Source organism: Streptomyces sp. DH41 (assembly GCF_029813785.1).
Lineage (GTDB): Bacteria > Actinomycetota > Actinomycetes > Streptomycetales > Streptomycetaceae > Streptomyces.
In genome coordinates, this window is record NZ_JARVKY010000008.1 from 183,567 (window position 1) to 203,275 (window position 19,709).

Consider the following 19,709-nt stretch of genomic DNA (forward strand, 5'->3'; position numbering starts at 1 on the left):
TCGTGGACGCCGACGAACGCGAACTGCTGGAGCAGACCTTGCGCAAGACGATGACGGGCACCTCGGGCACCGGCCTCGACACCGCCCTCGCCGACCTCGGCTGGACCCAGATGCTCGCCGAGGAACCGGACACGGCGGTCGCCCTGGTCTTCCGCCTGCTCGGCGAGACCGGTGCGCACGCCTCCGTCCTCAACGACGTGGTCCTGCGTGAGACGGGAGGTCCGCCGGGCCGGACACCGGCGCTGCCGTACACGGGCGGGCTGTGGGTGGAGTGGGTACGGGACGGTGACGCGGGCGACACCGCGCTGGACCCCGGGCTGCCGCTGCGGCGCGTCGCCGAGGGCGGTCCCGTTCCCCTGGCCGGCGGGCGCCGGGCGCTGGGCTGGTGGCTGCTCGGGACCGGGCGGACGATGCTCGCGCTGGCCCGCCGCCACGTCCTGGACCGGCACCAGTTCGGACGCCCGCTCGCCTCGTTCCAGGCGCTGCGTCACCGTCTGGCCGAGACACACGTCGCCCTGGAGGGCGCCGAGGCGGTCCTGACGGCCGCCGGGGACGACGACACGTCCGCCCTCCTCGCCAAGGCGGCGGCAGGCCGGGCCGCGCTCACTGCCGCCCGCCACTGCCAGCAGGCGCTCGGCGGAATCGGCTTCACCGCCGAACACGAGCTGCACCTCCACGTCAAACGCGCCCTGGTCCTGGACGGGCTGCTGGGCTCCGCCCGCGACCTCACGCGCGAGGCGGGGACCCTGCTGCTGCGCGAGGGCCGCACCCCGCGCCTCGTCGAACTGTGAGGAGAGCCAGGTGCCCGCCGACCTCTGGCACGACCTGCTCGGCTGCCTCGATCTGACGGCCGTGGACGAGCACACCTACGAGGGCCCCTCACAGCGGCTGGAGTACCGCCGGCTGTTCGGCGGACAACTGCTGGCCCAGTTCGCCCGCGCGGCGGCCCGGTCCGTGACCGGCAAGGAGCTCAAGTCCCTGCACACCCAGTTCCTGCGCGAGGGCCGTACGGGCGAGCCGGTGCGCTACGAGACCGACGTACCGCAGCAGGGCCGTACGTTCGCGACCGTGCGGCTCGTCGCACGGCAGCGGCACGGGGTGATCGCGGTGGCGAACGCCGCCCTCCACGCGTGGGAGGAGGGCCCGGAACGCCAGACGACCGACCCGCCCCCCGCAGTCCCCGGCCCGGAACGCCGGGTGGACCTCGCCCTGCTGCCCTGGGAGTCACGAGCGGCGACCGACCTCGACACCGAGAAGGCCGAACCACCCGTCCACGAGCTGTGGACCCGTGTCCCGGGAGCACCGAGGGTCGCCGCGCCCGCGCTCCTCGCGTACGCGACCGACCTCACGCCGATCGGCACCGCGCTGCGGCCGGTGCCCGGCGTGACGCAGACGGACTCCGGTACGGCGTTCGTCTCGGCCGTGACGGCGCACACCGTGTGGTTCCACCGGCCGTTCGACACGGGACGGTGGCTGCTACTGCGCCAGCACAGTCCGCTGGCCGCACACGGGCGGTGTTTCGGACGCGGGGACGTGCTGACGGAGGAGGGAGCACTGATCGCCTCCTTCGCCCAGGAGGCGCTGTTGCGGTTCGTCTGAACGTGCCCGCGAGGGTGCCCGGACCTCGGGGTCCGGGCACCCTCGTGCGCGCCTTCAGGGTGCGGGAACCTCCAGGACCAGCGCGGATCCCATCCCCCCGCCCGCGCACATGGCCGCGACACCCACTCCCCCGCCCCTGCGGCGCAGTTCGTGGACGAGGGTGACGATCATGCGGGTGCCGGTGGCCGCGACAGGGTGCCCGAGGGAGCAGCCGCTGCCGTTGACGTTCACGGTGTCCGGATCGAGGCCGAGGCGGTGGACGGCGGCGACGGCCACGGACGCGAAAGCCTCGTTGATCTCGAAGAGGTCGACGTCGGACACGGTGAGGCCCGCCCGTCCCAGTGCCTTCGGGATGGCCTGCACGGGGGTGAGGCCGGTCTCTGCGGGGTCGAGGGCGACGGAGGCCCAGGCGCGTACGGTGGCCAGGGCCGGCAGCCCGAGACCCGCGTCCGCCACCGCTACGGCGGCCGCCGCGTCGTTGGCGCCGCAGGCGTTTCCGGCGGTGATGGAGAAACCCTCGATCTCGGGGTGGAGCGGTTTGAGGGCGGCGAGGCGTTCCGCGCTGGTGTCGCGGCGCGGGTGTTCGTCCGCCTCGAAGGGGCCGTGTGCGGTGTCGACGGGCACGGTCTCGTCCTTGAAGCGCCCTTCGTCGAGGGCGCGCACGGCATTGCGGTGCGAGCGCAGCGCCCACGCGTCCATCTCCTCGCGACTGATCCCGGCTCGCACCGCGGTGTTCCAGCCCACCGTGATCGACATGTCGAGGTTGGGCGCGTCGGCCCGATCGGGGTGGGACGGCGGCACCCACGGCCCCTCGACATCCCGGAAGGACAGCTTGGGCGCGGTGGACGCGGAGTTGACGCCGCCGGCGAGGACCAGCCGGTCCATGCCGGCCCGTACCGAGGCGGCAGCGGTCTGCACCGCCGCCAGCCCTGCCGCGCAGTGGCGGTTCAGGGCGAGTCCGGGCACGTGCGGCAGTCCGGCGGTCAGCGCGGCGTGACGGGCGACGACTCCGCCGCCGTAGTGCGACTCGGCGAGGATCACGTCGTCCACCAGACCGGGATCGAGGCCCTCCACCACCGTCGCGACGATGCGGTCGGCGAGTTCGTGGGCTGTCGTGTCACGCAGGCTGCCCTTGAAGGCGGTGCCGATGGGGGTGCGCAGGGCGGCGACGAGCACGGCGTCAGGCATCGGTGGTCTCCTCCGGTTCGGCGAGCTCGGCCACGAGGGTGCGGCGCAGCAGCTTGCCCGTGGCGGTGCGGGGCAGTTCGGAGCGGAAGACGACGGTGTCCGGGGTCTTCGAGGAACGCAGGCGGCGCTTGGCGAAGGACCGGATCTCCTCCGGGTCGCCCGCACCGACGAGGACCGCGACCAGCCGCTGCCCCCACTCGGGATCCGGCAGGCCAAGCACGGCGGCCTCCTCAATGCCCGGGTGCTGAAGCAGGACGTCCTCGATCTCGGCGGGGGCGATGTTCTCGCCACCCCGGATGATCGTGTCGTCCGCGCGGCCCTCGAGGAACAGGTAACCGTCCTCGTCCAGCCGCCCGCGGTCCCGGGTGGCGAACCATCCGTCTCCGTCACCGGAGTCATCCGTGCCCGCGTACTCGCCGGAGATCTGGGCGCCGCGCACGAAGACGAGCCCGGTGCCCCCCGGCTCCAGCGTCTTACCGTCCTCGTCACGGATCTCGACCTCGACGCCGGGCAGTGGCCGCCCCACCGAGCCCAGTCGTGCGTGGACCGCCGGGTTCTCGGACGCTACCGCCCCCCAGTGGTCGTCGGGACCCAGCACACAGATCGATGAGGCGGTCTCCGTCAGCCCGTAGGCGTTGACGAAGCCGGTGTCCGGGAACTGACGCAGGGCCCGCTCGACCACGGGACGCGGGCAACGCGCGCCGCCGTAGGCGAGATTGCGCAGGGTCGGGGTCTCGGCCAGTGCTTCACCCAGTTCGACGGTCAGACGGGCCAGCATGGTCGGGACCACCATGGCGTGGGTGATGCCCTCGCGGCGTACCGTGGCCAGCCAGTCGGCCGGCTGGAAGACGCCTTGGTAGACGACGCGGCGTCCCGCGTACAGGTTCGTGAGCAGGTTCATCAGGCCGGCGACGTGGTACGGCGGCAGCGCCACCAGACTGGCGTCGCTCGGTTCCGCCGATCCGAAGTCCTGGGTGTTGAAGACGTAGGCGAGCAGGTGGCGGTGGCGGAGCAGGGCCGCCTTGGGGGCCGCCGTGGTGCCGCTGGTGTAGAGAACGACCGCGACGGCTTCCTGGTCCTGCGGAGCCGGCAGCCACTCGGCCTCCCCGGAAGCGGCCAGCAGCGCGTCGAGGTCGGCCGGGTTCAGCACCTCGGCACCGGGATGCCGGGCTATCAGCGCGCCCAGTTGCTCCTCACCGAGGCGGTAGTTGAGGGGGACGAAGGGAATTCCCGCCAGTGCGGCGCCGAACAGGGCGACCGGGTAAGCGAGGTGGTTGGGCCCCAGGTAGAGGACTGCGGTGCGGCCACGGAAGCGGTCGGCCGCGTGGCGCGCCAGGCGCTGGAGTTCGGCGGCGGAGAGCGTGCGGCCGCCTTCGGTGACGGCTGGCCGATCCTCCGCCGAGGCGGCCATTTCCAGGATCACGGCTATATTCATGAGAACGTGATTCTCCTACACTCAGATCCACAGTCGCAAGAGGGGTGAATCCGATGCACATCGACGGTTGCGCAGCCTTGGTGGTGGGTGGAGCGGGAGGGCTGGGCGAGGCCACGGTCCGGCGGCTGTGTGCCGCGGGCTCCCGGGTAGTGGTCGCCGACCTCGCCGACGACAGAGGCAAGGCCCTGGAGGCGGAACTGGGGGTGCGTTACGTCCGTACCGACGCCACCGACGAGGACTCGGTCCGGGCCGCGGTCGACGAGGCCGAACGGGCGGGCACGTTCCGGATCGCGGTCGACTGCCACGGGGGGCCCGCAAGCGGCGGACGGCTCATCGGTAAGGACGGCTCACCGATGGCCCTCGAGGGATTCCGCACGACCGTCGACGTCTATCTGACCGGAGTCTTCAACGTGCTGCGACTGACCGCCGCGGCCATCGGCCGCACCGAGCCCGTCGACGGGGACGGCGGACGCGGGGTTATCGTCACCACTTCGTCCATCGCCGCGTACGAAGGACAGATCGGCCAACTGCCGTACGCGGCGGCGAAGGGCGGCGTATCGGCGATGACCCTGGTCGCCGCCCGTGATTTGTCACCGCTCGGCATCCGCGTGGCAACCGTCGCTCCCGGCACCGTCCTCACGCCCGCGTACGGAAAAGCCGCCGAGAAACTGGAGGAGTACTGGGGGCCCCAGGTACCGCACCCTCGACGAATGGGTCGGCCCGAGGAGTACGCCGCGCTGGTGCAGCACCTATGCGAGAACAATTACCTCAACGGTGAAGTGGTACGCCTGGACGGTGCGTTGCGGTTCCCACCCAGATAGTTGCCAAGGATCACTAGTCGCAGACCTGACGGAAAAAAGTGGCCGCAAGCCACAGTCATCTGAAGGGTAATACGGGGCGGCCACGGCGGAGAAGCCCGTGGCCGCCTTGGTTGCATCAAAGCCGTTGTGGTTTTTCACGGCGAGTTTCATCGACTGAAGCAGACCAGTGCCGCGTCGACGGAGCTCAACCTGTTGTCATGGGTGGGGTTGAGGTCGCCCTCGAACCACCCCGGCATGGTTCCCAGTCGCCCAGTGTAGGTGCCGTCGTAGAGGATGATGGGGATCGGCGTCCTGTTCCAGGCGGAAGTCGATTTACCGTCGAGGTAATCGGGGAGATGGTGTCGTCCGCAGCTAGGAACGACCCAGAAGAGTCCTTCGCCCTGGTAGTGCTGGAAAAAGCACGTGCCGGCCCCACAACGGTCGTAGGCAGCCTGTGCAATGCTGTCACCACTGGTTCCAGTCACCCGGTACAGTTCCGTGTGCCCTTCGGTCAAGGGCGCGCGCCACACTGGTGCTGATGCGGACAAGTCGACGGTCGCTTGGTCAACAGCTCTGTCAGGACCTGTGGTCCGCCCGGCCTTTTAACTGGCCGCTGCTCCGTTGCGGATGCCAGTGCTGTGGTGCTCTTGAGCGGCGAGGACCTGATCGGCGTGATCGATCGCCCACTGGCCAAGGCTTGCCAGCGGTCCGTCAGCGAGGCTGTGGCCCAATTCGGACAGCTCATACGCCACGGAGCGGTCGGCCGGCGTGGTGATCCGTATGATCAAGCCGTTGGCATGCAGACGGCGAAGCGTCTGGGTCAGGACCTTGTCGCTGACGCCGGCAATGCCGCTCAGAAGGTCGATCCGGCGGCGTCTGCCCGTTCGCAGCGCCATCAGCACCACTGGGTCCCAGGTATGGGCGATCAGGTCGGCGGCCAGTCGCACCGCACAGTCTGCGGCGAAGGGCGAGCAGTAGTCGTTCACACGTCTCTTCCTACTGAATTCGGGCCTACCGATTGGTAGGCCCGAGGTTCCTACCGTAGCGAGACATCGGGCTCCGAGGAACGGGAGAGTGACGTGCGTATCGGAATTCTGGGCACCGGCGTGATGGCCTCGGCACTGGCGGAGGCGTGGATGCGAAGTGGGCACCACGTCCTCGTCGGAGGCCGTTCACAGGACAAGGCTCGGGCGATCGCCGAGCGGCTCGGTGACACGGTCGAGGCGGCCGACCCCGTGCAGGTGGCCAGGGCAAGCGATGCCGTGGTCTTGGCAGTGGCGTGGGAGGGGCTCGACCAGGCGCTCGCTCTCGCCGAGGCCGACGAGGGATCATTGGCGGGCAAAGCCGTGATCGACTGCACCAACGCGGTCGACTACGCCTCCGGCCTGCTCAAGCCACCCACCGGGTCGGTAGTACAGCACGTCGCCAAGCAAGCCGTAGGCAGCCGCGTGGTCAAGGCGCTGCACCTGTTCGCAGGGACGAGTTGGCTGGCGCCGACGCCGGACCAACCGAGGCGGACCGTGGCGATGTGCGGCAATGACAAAGCGGCACTCGACATCGTCGGCGAGCTGATCCGCGACCTTGGTGGCGTGCCCGCCGTGATAGGTGGACTGGAGCACGCCCGGCAGCTTGAAGAGGTGGCGGGTTTCGTCATGCGGCTGGTCGCCACAGGCCATAACCCCGTCACCGCCGTGCCCGTCGTCGATCGGCCACAGGACTGACGATCTCCGGATGCTCATGACCAGGCCCGCCAACCTCAAGGCCGAGCATCGAAACCTCCTGGCCCGGCTTACCGCGGCCTGCTTCAATTCGGCTCAGCTAACTGCCTATGTCGGGAAGTTCGCCCAGCCTCCGAAGCCCACTCCGAGAGATGACGACACGCTCGACCTCTGGATCGTCCAGGTCCGCGTAGCCGGTCTGCCGCGTCTGCGCACCTTTACCCTGGGCTTGGAGCGAGACCGCAATGCTCTCATCGCCGCGCTCACCCTCCCGTACAGCAACGCACTCACCGAGGGACGTGAACACCAGGATCAAGCTCCCGCGAACCTCATCGGAGACGCTTACACCGCAACAACGAGCCACATCATGGGACGTGACCTCGTAAATAGCGGGAAGACCGCCAACGGGAAGTCACCGGGTGCGCTACAGACCTCGGATCAGACGGCATCCCCATGTTCACCCAGCCGCGGCGGCGCCCCATATACAGGCCCGTAGCCGGCTATGCGGAACGGGCTTCCCACCAACCGGTGACCGCCCGCCTCCACGATCGTGTCGCTTGCCTCGGTGAGGGCCTCGGGCAGGCTCCGCACGGCGGCAGCTGGTACGTGCAGGGGGCGCAGCCGGGCCTCCCAGCCCGCCGCCGTGTCCGTGGCGAGAGCCTCCGTCACGGCGGCGACGACCTCCTCACGGTGGGCCGCCCGTTCAGCCATCGTGGTGTAGCCGTCGATGCCCGCCTCGGTGGCGAAGACGCGCCAAAAGGCGTCGTGGGTGATGAACAGCGCCAGGTGTCCGTCCGCGGTCGGGAAGAGCTGTGCGGGGACGTAGTAGGCGTGGGCACCGCCGAGGCGGCGCGGGGTTGCGCCGTCGTTGAGCCAGGCGGCCGCGTGGTAGTTGAGCTGGGAGAGCATCACGTCGCGCAGGGAGACGTCGACCTGTCCGCCGCGCCCCGAGACGACCTGCGCCAGTAGGCCGAGCGCGGCGGCGAGGCCCGCCGAGTTGTCCGCGGAGGAGTAGCCGGGCAGCTGGGGCGGGCCCTCGGGCTCGCCGGTGAGCGCCGCGATGCCGGTGGCGGCCTGGATGACGTAGTCGAACGCGGGCTGGTCACCGGCATCCATGCCCCAGCCGGTGAGAGCGACGCACACCAGCCTCTCGTTCCAGTGCTTCAGCGCCTCGTAGGTGAGGCCGTAGCGGTGGACGGCCGACGGCTTGAGGTTGACCAGGAGGGCGTCGGCGCCCCTCACCAGCTCGTGCAGCCGCTCCTGCCCCTCCGGGGCGGCCAAGTCCAGGCGGACGGAGCGTTTGCCCCGGTTGAGGCTGGCGAAGTAGGCGTCGGAGACCTGACGGGACAGGTCTCCGCCGGGCGGTTCGACCTTGGTGACCTGTGCGCCCAGGTCGGCCAGCAGCATGGTGGCGTACGGCCCGGCCAGGATGTGTCCGACCTCCAGGACGCGCAGCCCGGACAGGGGCCCCGGACCACTCACCGGAAGTCCGCGGCGATCGCCGCCACCGCGTCCCGGGTGCGGAGCTTGGAGGCGACCAGCTCCTCGCGTCCGCTGCCGATGGGCAGCAGGCGTACGGACAGGTCGGTCACGCCCGCGTCCGCGAACCGCCGGAATCGCGCCCTGATGGCGGCTTCGTCGCCGGCCGCGCACAGATCGCCGACGTCACGGGCGTCGCCGTGTTCCATCAGGCGCTGGTAGTTGGGTGACACCTCGGCCTCACCGAGGATGCGGTTCGCTCGCTCTCGGGCCGCGTCGACCTCGTGCGGCGCGCACAGGCAGACCGGGATGCCGGCGACGACGCGGGGTGCCGCGCGTCCCGCTTCCTGTGCCGCCTTGGTGATCGCCGGGACGACGTGGTCGGCCACCGTCCGCTCGTCCGCCAGCCAGAGCACGGTCCCGTCGGTGAGCGCTCCCGCGATCCGCAGCATCACCGGGCCCAGCGCGGCCACCAGGACCGGCAGCGGGGAGACCGGGCCCACGGTGAGGGGGTTGTGCACGCGGAAGACGTCGTTCTCGACGTCCACGGACGCCGCCCCGCCGACCGCCGCGCTCAGGACCTCCAGGTAGGCGCGGGTGTACGCGGCCGGTTTCTCGTAGGGGAGGCCGAGCATGTCGCGGACGATCCAGTGGTGGGAGGCGCCTACGCCGAGGGCCAGGCGTCCACCGGCCGCCGCGTGCGCGGACAGGGCCTGTCGGGCCAGGGCGACGGGGTGCTGGGCGTGCACCGGCACGACCGCCGTGCCCAGTTCGATGCGGGAGGTGACGCGCCCCATCAGGGTCACGGCCGTCAGCGCGTCGAAGTCGGTGGGCACCTGCGGTACCCACACCGTGTCGAATCCGGCCTCCTCGGCCGAGCGGGCGTCGTCGATCATACGGTCCGCCTTGTGGGCGGCGTCGCCCCGCTCGGGGCCGCTCATCACTCCGACTCGCATGTCATTCCTCAGAGGTCGAAAGGGCTTCGGATGCGGCGGTCAGGGCGCGGATCTCGGCCACGAGGACGTCCAGGGCCGTTCCCGTGGGAAACACGGCGGCGGCCCCGGCCTCGTACAGCCGGTCCACGTCCCCACTGGGGATGGTGCCGCCGACCACGACGGGGATGTCGTCCGCGCCGGCCGCGCGCAGGGCCTCCAGCGTGCGGCGGGTCAGCGCGAGGTGGGCGCCGGACAGGATGGACAGGCCGACCAGGGCCACGTCCTCCTGTACGGCGGTGGCCGCGATGTCGTCGACACGGCGGCGGATGCCGGTGAACACCACCTCGAACCCGGCGTCCCGCAGCGCGCGGGCGACGAGTTTCGCACCGCGGTCGTGCCCGTCGAGTCCGGGCTTGGCGACGAGGACGCGTACCGGCGGCGCCATCAGAACACCACCGGCTGCCGGAACTCGCCCCACACCTCGCGCAGGGCGCCCGCCATCTCGCCCACGGTGCAGTAGGCGTTGGCGCAGTCAATCAAGGGGCCCATCAGGTTGGTGTCTCCTTCGGCGGCGTGTTTCAGGGCGTCGAGGCGGGCGCGGACGTCGGCGTTGCCGCGTTCCGCCTTGACCCGCGCGAGCCGTTTGAGCTGCCGCTCCCGGCCCTCGGCGTCCAGTTCGTAGGTGGCGAGGTCGGGCGGGGGCTCCTCGGCGGTGAAGCGGTTGACGCCGACCACCGGCCGTGCGCCGGAGTCGACCTCCTGGTGCAGCCGCCACGCCTCGTCGGCGATCAGGGTCTGCAGATAGCCGTCCTCGATGCAGCGCACCATGCCGCCGTGCGCCTCCAGGTCGGCCATGATCCGTTCGATGCGCTCCTCGGTGACGTCGGTCAGTGCCTCAACGAAGTACGAGCCGCCCAGCGGGTCGGCGACGCTCGTCACGCCCGTCTCGTGCGCCAGGATCTGCTGGGTGCGCAGGGCGAGGGTGGCCGACTCCTCGCTGGGCAGGGCGAACGGTTCGTCCCAGGCGGCGGTGAACATCGACTGGACGCCGCCGAGGACGGAGGCGAGCGCCTCGTAGGCGACGCGGACGGTGTTGTTGCGGGCCTGCGGCGCGTACAGCGAGGCGCCGCCGGCCACGCAGCCGAAGCGGAACATGCACGCCTTGTCGGTCTTCGCCCCGAACCGCTCCCGGACCAGCGTGGCCCAACGCCGCCGTCCGGCGCGGTATTTGGCGACCTCCTCGAAGAAGTCGCCGTGGGTGTAGAAGAAAAAGGAGATCTGCGGGGCGAACTGGTCGATGGTCATGCGACCGCGTTCGAGGACGGTCTCGCAGTACGTCACTCCGTCGGCGAGGGTGAACGCCATCTCCTGCACGGCGTTGGCGCCCGCGTCCCGGAAGTGCGCCCCGGCGACCGAGATGGCGTTGAAGCGGGGCACCTCGGCGGCGCAGAACTCGATGGTGTCCGCGATGAGCCGCAGGGACGGCTCGGGCGGCCAGATCCAGGTGCCGCGGGAGGCGTACTCCTTGAGCACGTCGTTCTGGATGGTGCCGGTCAGCTTCTCGCGCGGGATGCCGCGCTTCTCGGCGGCGGCGACGTAGAAGGCGAGCAGGACGGCGGCAGTGCCGTTGATGGTGAAGCTGGTGCTGATGCGGTCCAGGGGGATGGAGTCGAAAAGGATCTCGGCGTCGGCGAGGGTGTCGAGGGCCACGCCGACGCGTCCGACCTCGTCCGTGTACTCGGGGTCGTCGGAGTCGTACCCGCACTGCGTGGGCAGGTCGAGCGCGACCGACAGTCCGGTGCCTCCCTGGTCCAGGAGGTAGCGGTAGCGGCGGTTGGACTCCTCGGCGGTGCCGAAGCCGGAGTACTGGCGCAGGGTCCAGGTGCGACCCCGGTAGCCCGTGGGGTAGTTGCCTCGGGTGAAGGGGAAGGCACCGGGGGGCGGAGGATCGGCGGGCCGGTCCTCCGGGCCGTACAGGGGCTTCAGCGGAATGCCGGAGGCGGTGCGGGCGTCGTCGGTCATGACGGGGCGTCGTCCTTGTGTGAGGTGGGGCGTGCCCGGGCTTCCCCGTGGTCAGCGCAGTTGGTCCTTGAGCACCTTGCCGGTGGCGGTGAGCGGCAGCGAGGTGCGGAACTCGACGTGGCGTGGCACCTTGAACCCGGCCATCCGTTCCTTGGCCCACGCGATCAGCTCGGGCTCGGTCACCTCGCCGCGCCGCACCACGAACGCCTTGCCGACCTGTCCCATGCGTGCGTCGGGCACGCCGACGACGGCGACTTGGGCGACGGCGGGGTGCTCCAGCAGGAAGCCCTCGATCTCGGCCGGGTAGGCGTTGAAGCCCCCCACGATGAACATGTCCTTCTTGCGGCCGACGATTCTGAGCCGGCCCTCCTCGTCCAGTTCCCCCAGGTCCCCGGTGTGCAGCCAGCCGTCCGCGTCGATCGCTTCGGCGGTGGCCTCCGGGTCGTCGAGATAGCCGCGCATCACGGAGTAGCCGCGGACCAGGACTTCCTTGTCCTCGGCGACGCGCACCTCGAAGCCCCGGCAGGGTTTGCCGACGGTCGTCGCGACGGCCTCGTACGGGTCGCCCGGGCGGGAGGCGGTGACGGTACCGGCCTCGGTGAGCCCGTAGCCGGTCATGAGGTGGCTGAAGGGCAGCTCCGTGGTGATCCGGCGCACCAGTTCGACGGGAATGTCGGCGGAACCGGTGACCGCCACGCGCAGTGAGGACAGGTCCCGTCCGCCGTCCGCCTCCAGGAGGGAGTGGTAGAGGGTGGGCGGGCCGGGCAGGACGGTCACCCGTTCCTTCTCCACCAGCTCCAGCACGCGGCCGACGTCGAAGACCGCGAGGGGCAGCGCGGTCGCGCCCCGGATCAGGGAGGCGACCAGTCCCGCCTTGTAGCCGAAGATGTGGAAGAACGGGTTGACCATCAGGTAACGGTCGCCCTGGCGGAGCTGTGCGAGGTCGCACCACTCCGAGTAGAGCCGCAGGGTCTGCCCGTGGGTGCTCATCACCCCTTTGGGGCGGCCCGTCGTGCCGGAGGTGTAGACGATGTCGGCCAGGTCGTCCTCGCCGACCTCGCGTTCCAGCGGCCGGCCGGAGGCGAGGAAGCCGTCGTTCCTCAGGTCGATGACGGGCACGCCGGGCGGGCCGGTGAACGTCCGGTCCAGGAAGCCGTTCTGGACCAGCAGCGCCTTGGCACCGCTGCGTACGACGATGTCGTGCGCCTCGTCCTCGAGGAACCGTGTGTTCACCGGCACGAGTACCCCGCCGGCGGTCAGCAGCCCGAAGGCGGCGACGATCCACTCCGCCGAGTTGGGTGCCCACAGGGCGACCCGGTCCCCCGGGCCGACGCCCGCCGAGGCGAACGCCCCCGCGGTGCGCCGGACCCGGTCGGCCAGCTCCGTGAAGGTCAGGCGCTGTTCGCCGTCGACCACGGCTTCGGCGTCCCCGAAGCGGTCGGCCGCGCTCCGTACCAGCTCGGGGATGCTGCGCCACCGCGCCGTCGTCGGTGTCATGCGTCGATCAGCCGGGCCAGGTTGCCGCCCATCACCTTGGCCTTGTCCTCCTCGCTGAGCTTGGTGAGGTGGTCGACATAGGTGACGGGGTCGGCGAGGCCCTCCGGGTGGGGGTAGTCGGAGCCGAACAGGACGCGCTCGATGCCGATGAGTCCGCCGAGCTGGGCCATGTCCTCCTCCCAGAAGGGGCTGATGTGGATGTTGCGCCGGAAGACCTGGACCGGGTCCTCCTGGAACTCGTGCGGCATCTTCTTGTGCACGTCGGCGAGCCGGTTGAGTACCGGCTCCACCCACGAGGCACCGTTCTCAATCACCGCGATCTTCAGCTCGGGGAAGCGGGAGAGCGCCCCGTGGCAGATCAGGGAGGTGACCGCGTCCTCGATGGGCCGCCACTCGTTGACCTGGCGGAAGGCGTTGGGCTTGAACGGCAGGAACTCACGCCGCTGGCCCTCCCAGTCGTTGGCGTAGTTCGCGTAACCGGAGTCGGAGGAGTGCAGGGCGACCAGGACGCCGGTCTCGACGACCCGCTTCCAGAAGGGGTCGAACTCCGGCAGGGCGAAGGACCGTGTGCCGCCGTAGCCGGGAACGGGGGCGGGCCGGACCAGGATGGCCCGGGCGCCCCGCTCCACCACCCAGTTCAGCTCCTCGATGGCCTTCTCGACGACCGGGAGGGTGATGACGGGAACGGTGAAGATGCGGTCCTTGTAGGTGAAGCCCCACGTCTCGTGCAGCCACTGGTTGAGGGAGTGGATGACCGCGTGGATGAGCTCCGGGTCGTCCTTCATCCGTTCCTCGATGAGGCTCGCCAGCGTCGGGAACATCAGGCTGCGGTCCACACCGAGCTGGTCCATCAGCTCCAGGCGCGGTCCCGGTTCGCGGAACGCGGGGACGGAGCGCATCGGCTCGCCGAAGATCTCCCGGCGGGTCTTGCCGTCGGGGTTGCCGACCTTGAAGTACTCCTCCATGGCACCGGGGCGGGCCACGACGTCGAAGGTCGGGTTGGGGATGTACTCGCTGATCTGCCCGCGTATCGCGATCTTGGTGCGGCCGCGGACGTTCACGTACTGGATGGCCCCGTCGTACTCCTTCGGAAGGTACTTGGTCAGTGCCTCCTGGGTCTCGTAGAGGTGGTTGTCCGCGTCGAAGAGCGGATACGTGAGCTCGCGAGACGGCATGAGATTCTCCTTCACTGATTGCGAGAATCGTATTCTCATCCAGCGGGAGTGGCAATGCGGTTGCGAAGGACGAACTTCTTCACCTTGCCGCTGGGCGTGCGCGGGAAGTCGTCCACGTCATGGATCTGCTCGGGCCACTTCTGCCGTGCCAGGCCGGCCCGTTCGAGGTGCAGCCGCAGTTCGGCCAGGCCGGGGGCCTGCCACCCTGACCGCATACGCAGTACGGCGGCGGCGCGTTCCCCGAGGCGCGGATCGGGCACGCCGACCACGGCGGCTTCCGACACCCCGGGCAGGCCGAGCAGTATCTCCTCGACCTCGAGGGCGCTGATGTTCTCCCCGCCCCGGATGATGATGTCCGCCTTGCGGTCGGTGACGGAGAGCCAGCCGTCCTCGTCGAGGGAACCGATGTCACCGGTGCGGTACCAGCCCTCCGCGTCGAACGCCGCACGGGTCAGCCCGGGATCGGTGTAACCGAGACACAGGTCGGGACCGCGGGTGAGGATCTCACCGTCCGCGGCCAGGCGCAGTTCGACACCGGGCAACGCCACGCCGTCGGTGTGCAGACGTTTGCCGGCCGGGCCGTCGTACGGGGTGCAGGTGACGGACGGGTGCTCGGTCGAGCCGTACGCGCGGAACACCGTGATCCCGAGGTTCTCCAGCCGGGTCGTCACCGCCGAGGGTACGGCCGCGCCGCCGAGGCCCGCGTACTTGAGCCCGGCGATGTGCGCCGGCGTGCAGTCGGGGTGGTCGACGAGGCTCGTCATGTAGTACGCCGCCCCTCCCCCGACGGCCAGCCCCTCGCCGCGGATCAGAGCGAGCGCCTGGCCGGGGTTCCAGGTGTCGCCCAGGTTGACGGGGGTGCCGTCGAGAACGGGGATGAGAAAGGCGTTCACCATGCCGATGAAGTGGCCGACCGGAGCGACGGTGAACTGCCGGCCCCGGTCGGGCGGGTAGGAGGCGGCCAGCTGCCGCGTCTCGTAACCGAGGGTCTGATGACTGTGGATGACGCCCTTGGGATCGCGGGTGGTGCCGGAGGTGAAGGCGATCAGCGCGGGCGCGCCCGCGTCCACCGGGACCACGCCGGGCATCGGCTCCTCGGCCAGCAGCTCGTCGAAGTCGTGGCCCACCACGCCGACGACCGGGACCGACGCGCACAGGTCCGGGCGGAACCGCTGCCTACCGAAGCACTCGGCCGCGAAGAACGCCTTCGGGCGGGTGACCTCGAGTATGTACGCGACTTCCTTCGGCCCGTAGAAGTGCACGACGGGGACCACCACGGCACCGAGCAGGGCCGAGGCCCAGAAGACGGCGGCGGCCTCCATCCAGTTGGGCAGCTGCATGACCACCACGTCACCCGGCCCGACTCCGCGTTCCCACAGTCCCGCGGCCAGACGGCGGGCGACCAGCTCCACGTCGGCGAACGTCCCGGCCCACGGCCGGACGTCCGAGTGCACGCGGAACTCCACACCCCCCGACCTGGCCAGGCCGCTCGCCAGCAGGTCCCCGAGGGTCTCACGGGTCCACCAGCCCGACTCCTCGTAGCGGGCGGCCAGTTCGGCCGGGACGGTCCGCAGCGCGGCGGGAGAAAACGTCGACATGTCTCGGGCACCTCTCTCACGCGTGATGGGCGTATGAGAATTGCACTCTCCCACGGCGAGAAGGTAAGTTCCATACATGGCACGCGACCACGGCTTCCACCCGGCGAGGATCACCCGGGTCATCGAAGAGGCGCCGGACGTCCGCACCTTCGTCCTCGACGTCTCCTTCCCCTACCGCGCCGGGCAGTTCCTCACGTTCCGGGCCTGCGGGGCTCTGCGCAGCTACTCGATGTCGAGCTCTCCCGACACCGACGGCGAGGTGTGCGTGACCGTCAAGCGCGTGCCCGGCGGCCTCGTCTCGCAGTGGATGCACCGGGAACTCCGGGCAGGTGACACGCTGCACGTGTCCCGGCCCGCCGGCTCCTTCTGTCTGCGCGAGGGAAGGGGCGGGCGTCCGCTCGTCGCCTTCGCGGGCGGCAGCGGGATCACACCCGTGTTCTCGCTCGTCAAGAGCGCCCTGGCCACCACGACCCGGCCGATCCGTCTGCTGACGGCGCATCAGAACCACCGGTCCGCGATCTTCGCCACCGCCCTGGACACACTCGTCGTCCGGCATACCGGGCGCTTCGACGTACGGCATCACCTCGACGACCGGCACGGCCTGGTCACCGAGGACGAGATCCGCGCCGTGGTGGGGGACGAGCCGCGGGACACCGACTTCTACGTGTGCGGGCCGGCACCCTTCATGGATCTGGTGGAGCGGACGCTGTCCGGCGCGGGGGTGCACCCCGAGCGCATCGTCGTCGAGCGTTTCACGCCGGTGGCGGAGCCCGCCGTGACGGAGCCGACGGCGACCGACGAGCCGGTCACCGACGTCGGCACCGTCACGGTCGTTGCGCGCGGGCAGCGTCGTACGGTCCCGCAGCGGTCGGGCGAGACCCTGCTGCAGACCGCCCGCCGGGCGGGCTTCTCCCCGCCGTTCTCCTGTGAGTCCGGGGACTGCGCCACCTGCATGGCACAGCTGACGACGGGAGAGGCCAAGATGCGCGTGAACAACGCCCTCGACGCCGACGAGGTGGCCGAGGGCTGGGTGCTCACCTGCCAGGCCGAGCCGACCTCCCCCGAGGTGACCGTGGTGTACGAGGACTGATCCGTTCCGCCCGACGACCGGAAGGCCGCACATGGTTGAGCTGGAGCTTCAGGACGGCCTGGCCGTCGTCACGATCGACCGTCCGCACGCCCGCAACGCGCTCGACCTCGACACCATGGGCGAACTGGAGAAGGCGCTGGACGCGGCCGAGGGGGCGTCGGCACTCGCGGTGACGGGGGCAGGCGACCGGGCCTTCGTGTCCGGCGGGGACCTCAAGGAGCTGTCCCGGCTGCGCACGGAGTCGGAGGCGTCGGGGATGGCGCTGCGGATGCGGGCGTTGTGCGACCGGATCGCCGCCTTCCCCGGCCCGGTCCTGGCCGCGCTCAACGGGCACGCTCTGGGCGGTGGGGCGGAGGTCGCGGTCGCCGCGGACATCCGGGTGGCGGCGGACGACACCCGTATCGGCTTCAACCAGACCCGGCTGGCGATCGTTCCCGCCTGGGGCGGGGCCGAGCGTCTGGCCCGGCTGGTGGGCCCGGGGCGCGCCCTGCTGCTGGCGGGTACCGGCCGGGTGCTGGACGCCACGGAGGCGGAACGCCTGGGCCTGGTCGATCTGGTGCTGCCGCGCGCGGAGTTCGACCTGGGTTGGCGCGAGATGGCGCGTTCTCTCGCGACGCGTCAGGCCCGCGAGATCAAGAGTCTGACCACACGCACCCGCTCGCCGCAGGCGGCCGCAGCGGCCTTCGCCCGGCTGTGGGTGTCGCAGGAACACTGGCAAGCGGCGGAGAAGGTGATGTCCCGTGGCAAGTGAAGTCCGCGTGGAGGAGGGTCAGTTCGGCCCCGAGACCCGGCCGGAGGGCACTGCCGCCGGCCAGACCGTGCTGTACGTCCACGGTGATCCCCGGTTGGCGGGCACCCCGCAGGACGCCCTGCCCACCGCCCGGGAGCTGACACGGCTCACCGGCCAGGCGGTCGTGTGCGCACGCTATCGCCCGCACTTCCCGCAGGCTTTGGAGGACGTCTACGCCGCCTGGGAGTACTGCCACGACCGCGGACCGGTGGCGGTGGCCGGCAAGCGGCTCGGCGGGGCTCTGGCCGCGGGTCTGCTGCTCCGGCTGCGGGACGCGGGCGCACCGCTGCCCACCTGCGCGGTGCTGACGTCGCCGGTGCTGGACTTCACCCTCGACGCGCCGAGCCTGTTCCTCAACGCGGTCGCCGACCGCACGGTGGACGCCGAGGCGCTTCCCGTGCGGGCAGCCGCCTACGCGGGGCCCACGCCGCGCGACCACCCCCTGCTCAGCCCGCTCCACGGCAACCTGCATGGTCTGCCGCCCGTGCAGCTCCACGCGGCGGGCACCGAGGTGCTGCTGGACGACACCCTGTCGTTCGCCACCCGGGCCGCCCACTCCGGTGTCGCCGTGGACCTGCGTGTCTACGAGGACCTGTCGGCACAAGGGCTGCGACAACTCGGTGCCATGGCGGGGTTCCTCAACGCGTGGCACCGGTCGGCGTCGCTCAGTTCCTCGGACGTCTGAGGCGGCGGCGAGAACGGCCGGCGGGGGCCCGCTCGCCCCCGCCGGTCCTCACCTGTCCGCGAGGAAGGACTCCGCCGCCCGCCAGGCCATCGCCATCACCGGCCCGTTGAGGTTGCCCGCCACCATCACGGGCAGGACGGAGGCGTCGACCACCCGGAGGTTGTCCACACCGCGTACGCGGAGTTCGGGATCGGTGACATCCTCCGGTCCGGAGCCCATGGCGCAAGTGCCGATGGCGTGGAAGCCGCAGTAGCCCCCGTCGAGGGCCGACCGGACGACGTCCTCCTCCGCATCGGACGCGACGGCCGGACCGGGGAAGGTCTCGCGCTGGATGCGGGAGGCGATGGGATCGGTGGCGAAGTAGTCGCGCAACCGCCGGAACAGGTCGGTGGCGACCTCCCGGTCGTGTGCCGTGGAGAAGTACCCGGGATCGATGTCGAGGCCGGCGTCGGGGTCGGCCGAGGTGATGGCCAGCGAGCCCTCCGAGGTCGGCCGCAGCACCATCGCGCAGGCCGACACCCCCGGCTCCCGCTCCACCTCCGCCGGCTTGCCCGGCGTCAGTGCGCCCAGCGACCAGGGCGCCAGCAACACCTCGGTGTCGGGCCGGTCCGCGTCCGGACGGGACTTGAGGAACGCCATCACGTCGTAGGCGGGCCGGGCCAGCGGCCCCTTGCGGGTGAGCAGGTAGGCGGCGCCGGTGCGTGCCTGGGCGAGGGAACCGGCCAGTTGCCGGTTGGCGCCGAGGGGGGCGTTGAGGCGGAACCGCAGCGCCAGGCAGCGGTGCTCGCGCAGCCGCGCCCCCACCAGTGAGCGGTCGACGCGTACGTCGACGCCCGCGGCCCGCAGTGTCTCGGCGGGGCCGATGCCGGACAGCTGGAGCAGTCTGGGTGTGGCCAGGCTGCCGAGGCTGAGCACGACCTCCCGCCGGGCCCGGATGTCCTCGCTCGTACCGTCGGCCTTGCGCACGCGTATCCCCGTCGCCTTGTCCCCGTCGAAGAGCACCCGGGTGACGGTGGTGTTCGGGGTGACGACGAGGTTCGGCCGGGAGCGCGCGGGACGGAGGAAGGCACGGGCGGCGCTGAAGCGCTGTCCGGCCTTGATGGTGGCCATGGCGTAGCCGATCCGCTCACCGTCGTACTCGTTGACGTCGGGGACCGCCCGCGCTCCGAGCGCCTCGCCGGTGGCGATCAGTTCGTCGCACAGCGGGTCCGGGTCGCGGACGGTGGAGATGTGCAGGGGGCCGCCGGTACCCCGGGTGGGTGAGGCGCCCAGGGCGTTGTTCTCGATGGCGCGGAAGGCGGGCAGGACCGAGTCCCAGCCCCATCCGGGGTTGCCGAGTGCCTCCAGGCCGTCCCAGTCCGCGCGGGTGCCCCGGTTGTAGACCATGCCGTTGACGGAGCTCGAACCGCCGAGCACCTTCCCGCGCACCCACATGTCCGGGTTCCCGCCGGGCCGCATGGGCCGGGTGCGGTAGTGCCAGGAGTAGGCCGGGTCGCCGAAGAGTCTTCCGACGCCCTTGGGGATGCGCAGGTAGGGGTGGCGGTCGACGCCGCCGGCCTCCACGAGCAGCACCCGGACGCCGGGGTCGCGTGAGAGCCGGTCGGCCAGCACGCATCCCGCCGATCCGGCGCCCGCGATCACGTAGTCGTACATCTCGTAGGACTCCTTCTCGGCGGCTCGGGCGCACCCCGGCAAGAC

18 protein-coding genes and 2 pseudogenes are annotated in these 19,709 nt (G+C 70.8%); 8 read left to right on the plus strand and 12 right to left on the minus strand.

All coding sequences use genetic code 11. The annotated features are described in order from the left end of the window. Positions 1-2 precede the first annotated feature (2 nt). Both QC283_RS15990 and QC283_RS15995 read left to right on the plus strand, forming a co-directional pair. Entirely contained in the window at positions 3-791 is a 789-nt protein-coding gene (locus QC283_RS15990; protein ID WP_279562169.1) for an acyl-CoA dehydrogenase family protein, read from the plus strand. 10 nt (positions 792-801) lie between these two features. Then, positions 802-1,599, plus strand: a complete 798-nt coding sequence (locus QC283_RS15995; RefSeq protein ID WP_279562170.1) for an acyl-CoA thioesterase — start codon at positions 802-804, stop codon at positions 1,597-1,599. 54 nt (positions 1,600-1,653) lie between these two features. Here the strand turns inward: QC283_RS15995 and QC283_RS16000 are convergent, their stop codons facing one another. Then, positions 1,654-2,787: a thiolase family protein gene (locus QC283_RS16000; protein WP_279562171.1), complete on the minus strand. Its 1,134-nt coding sequence runs from the start codon at positions 2,785-2,787 to the stop codon at positions 1,654-1,656. Next, a complete protein-coding gene (locus QC283_RS16005; RefSeq protein ID WP_279562172.1) occupies positions 2,780-4,222 on the minus strand; it encodes a class I adenylate-forming enzyme family protein in 1,443 nt (480 codons plus the stop codon). The genes QC283_RS16000 and QC283_RS16005 overlap by 8 nt, the downstream gene beginning before the upstream one ends. A gap of 53 nt (positions 4,223-4,275) precedes the next feature. On the opposite strand from QC283_RS16005, the gene QC283_RS16010 reads away from it, so the two are divergent. After that, positions 4,276-5,043: an SDR family oxidoreductase gene (locus QC283_RS16010; RefSeq protein WP_279562173.1), complete on the plus strand. Its 768-nt coding sequence runs from the start codon at positions 4,276-4,278 to the stop codon at positions 5,041-5,043. Positions 5,044-5,189: 146 nt separating this feature from the next. Here QC283_RS16010 and QC283_RS39590 read toward each other — a convergent pair whose 3' ends face one another. Together QC283_RS39590 and QC283_RS16015 are read right to left on the minus strand one after the other, a co-directional pair. Further along, positions 5,190-5,552, minus strand: a complete 363-nt coding sequence (locus QC283_RS39590) for a peptidase inhibitor family I36 protein (protein WP_443032615.1) — start codon at positions 5,550-5,552, stop codon at positions 5,190-5,192. Positions 5,553-5,624: 72 nt separating this feature from the next. Continuing rightward, positions 5,625-6,008, minus strand: a complete 384-nt coding sequence (locus QC283_RS16015) for a winged helix-turn-helix transcriptional regulator (RefSeq protein WP_279562174.1) — start codon at positions 6,006-6,008, stop codon at positions 5,625-5,627. Positions 6,009-6,092: 84 nt separating this feature from the next. Between QC283_RS16015 and QC283_RS16020 the strand changes: the two are divergent. Together QC283_RS16020 and QC283_RS16025 are read left to right on the plus strand one after the other, a co-directional pair. Beyond that, positions 6,093-6,743, plus strand: a pseudogene (locus tag QC283_RS16020) (NADPH-dependent F420 reductase); the annotation flags it as partial. 7 nt (positions 6,744-6,750) lie between these two features. Next, a pseudogene (locus QC283_RS16025) lies at positions 6,751-7,038 on the plus strand (ISL3 family transposase); the annotation flags it as partial. 140 nt (positions 7,039-7,178) lie between these two features. Here QC283_RS16025 and QC283_RS16030 read toward each other — a convergent pair. From QC283_RS16030 to QC283_RS16060, 7 genes are read right to left on the minus strand one after another with little or no spacing between them, the layout of a single operon-like run. Continuing rightward, complete coding sequence (locus QC283_RS16030; RefSeq protein WP_279562175.1) at positions 7,179-8,222, minus strand: CaiB/BaiF CoA transferase family protein; 1,044 nt, start codon at positions 8,220-8,222, stop codon at positions 7,179-7,181. Next, positions 8,219-9,175 carry a TIGR03564 family F420-dependent LLM class oxidoreductase gene (locus tag QC283_RS16035; protein ID WP_279562176.1) on the minus strand — a complete coding sequence of 319 codons (957 nt, stop codon included), beginning with the start codon at positions 9,173-9,175 and terminating at the stop codon, positions 8,219-8,221. Before QC283_RS16035 ends, QC283_RS16030 begins: the two co-directional genes overlap by 4 nt. Position 9,176: 1 nt before the next feature. Beyond that, positions 9,177-9,599 carry a cobalamin B12-binding domain-containing protein gene (locus QC283_RS16040; RefSeq protein ID WP_279562177.1) on the minus strand — a complete coding sequence of 141 codons (423 nt, stop codon included), beginning with the start codon at positions 9,597-9,599 and terminating at the stop codon, positions 9,177-9,179. Next, a complete protein-coding gene (locus QC283_RS16045; protein ID WP_279562178.1) occupies positions 9,599-11,176 on the minus strand; it encodes a methylmalonyl-CoA mutase family protein in 1,578 nt (525 codons plus the stop codon). Before QC283_RS16045 ends, QC283_RS16040 begins: the two co-directional genes overlap by 1 nt. Before the next feature lie 51 nt (positions 11,177-11,227). Then, positions 11,228-12,673, minus strand: a complete 1,446-nt coding sequence (locus QC283_RS16050) for a FadD3 family acyl-CoA ligase (protein ID WP_279562179.1) — start codon at positions 12,671-12,673, stop codon at positions 11,228-11,230. Further along, positions 12,670-13,848, minus strand: coding sequence for an amidohydrolase family protein (locus tag QC283_RS16055; RefSeq protein ID WP_279562180.1), 1,179 nt, complete (start codon positions 13,846-13,848; stop codon positions 12,670-12,672). Before QC283_RS16055 ends, QC283_RS16050 begins: the two co-directional genes overlap by 4 nt. 35 nt (positions 13,849-13,883) lie before the next feature. After that, on the minus strand, positions 13,884-15,446 hold the full coding sequence (locus tag QC283_RS16060) for an AMP-binding protein (protein ID WP_279562181.1): 1,563 nt from the start codon (positions 15,444-15,446) through the stop codon (positions 13,884-13,886). Positions 15,447-15,522: 76 nt separating this feature from the next. Between QC283_RS16060 and QC283_RS16065 the strand changes: the two genes are divergently transcribed. From QC283_RS16065 to QC283_RS16075, 3 genes are read left to right on the plus strand one after another with little or no spacing between them, the layout of a single operon-like run. Then, positions 15,523-16,536, plus strand: coding sequence for a ferredoxin--NADP reductase (locus QC283_RS16065; protein ID WP_279562182.1), 1,014 nt, complete (start codon positions 15,523-15,525; stop codon positions 16,534-16,536). Between the two features lie 31 nt (positions 16,537-16,567). Then, positions 16,568-17,287: an enoyl-CoA hydratase/isomerase family protein gene (locus tag QC283_RS16070; RefSeq protein ID WP_279562183.1), complete on the plus strand. Its 720-nt coding sequence runs from the start codon at positions 16,568-16,570 to the stop codon at positions 17,285-17,287. Further along, a complete protein-coding gene (locus QC283_RS16075) occupies positions 17,277-18,011 on the plus strand; it encodes an alpha/beta hydrolase fold domain-containing protein (protein ID WP_279562184.1) in 735 nt (244 codons plus the stop codon). Before QC283_RS16070 ends, QC283_RS16075 begins: the two co-directional genes overlap by 11 nt. Positions 18,012-18,059: 48 nt before the next feature. Here QC283_RS16075 and QC283_RS16080 read toward each other — a convergent pair whose 3' ends face one another. Beyond that, complete coding sequence (locus tag QC283_RS16080) at positions 18,060-19,664, minus strand: GMC family oxidoreductase (protein ID WP_279562185.1); 1,605 nt, start codon at positions 19,662-19,664, stop codon at positions 18,060-18,062. Between the last annotated feature and the right edge of the window lie 45 nt (positions 19,665-19,709).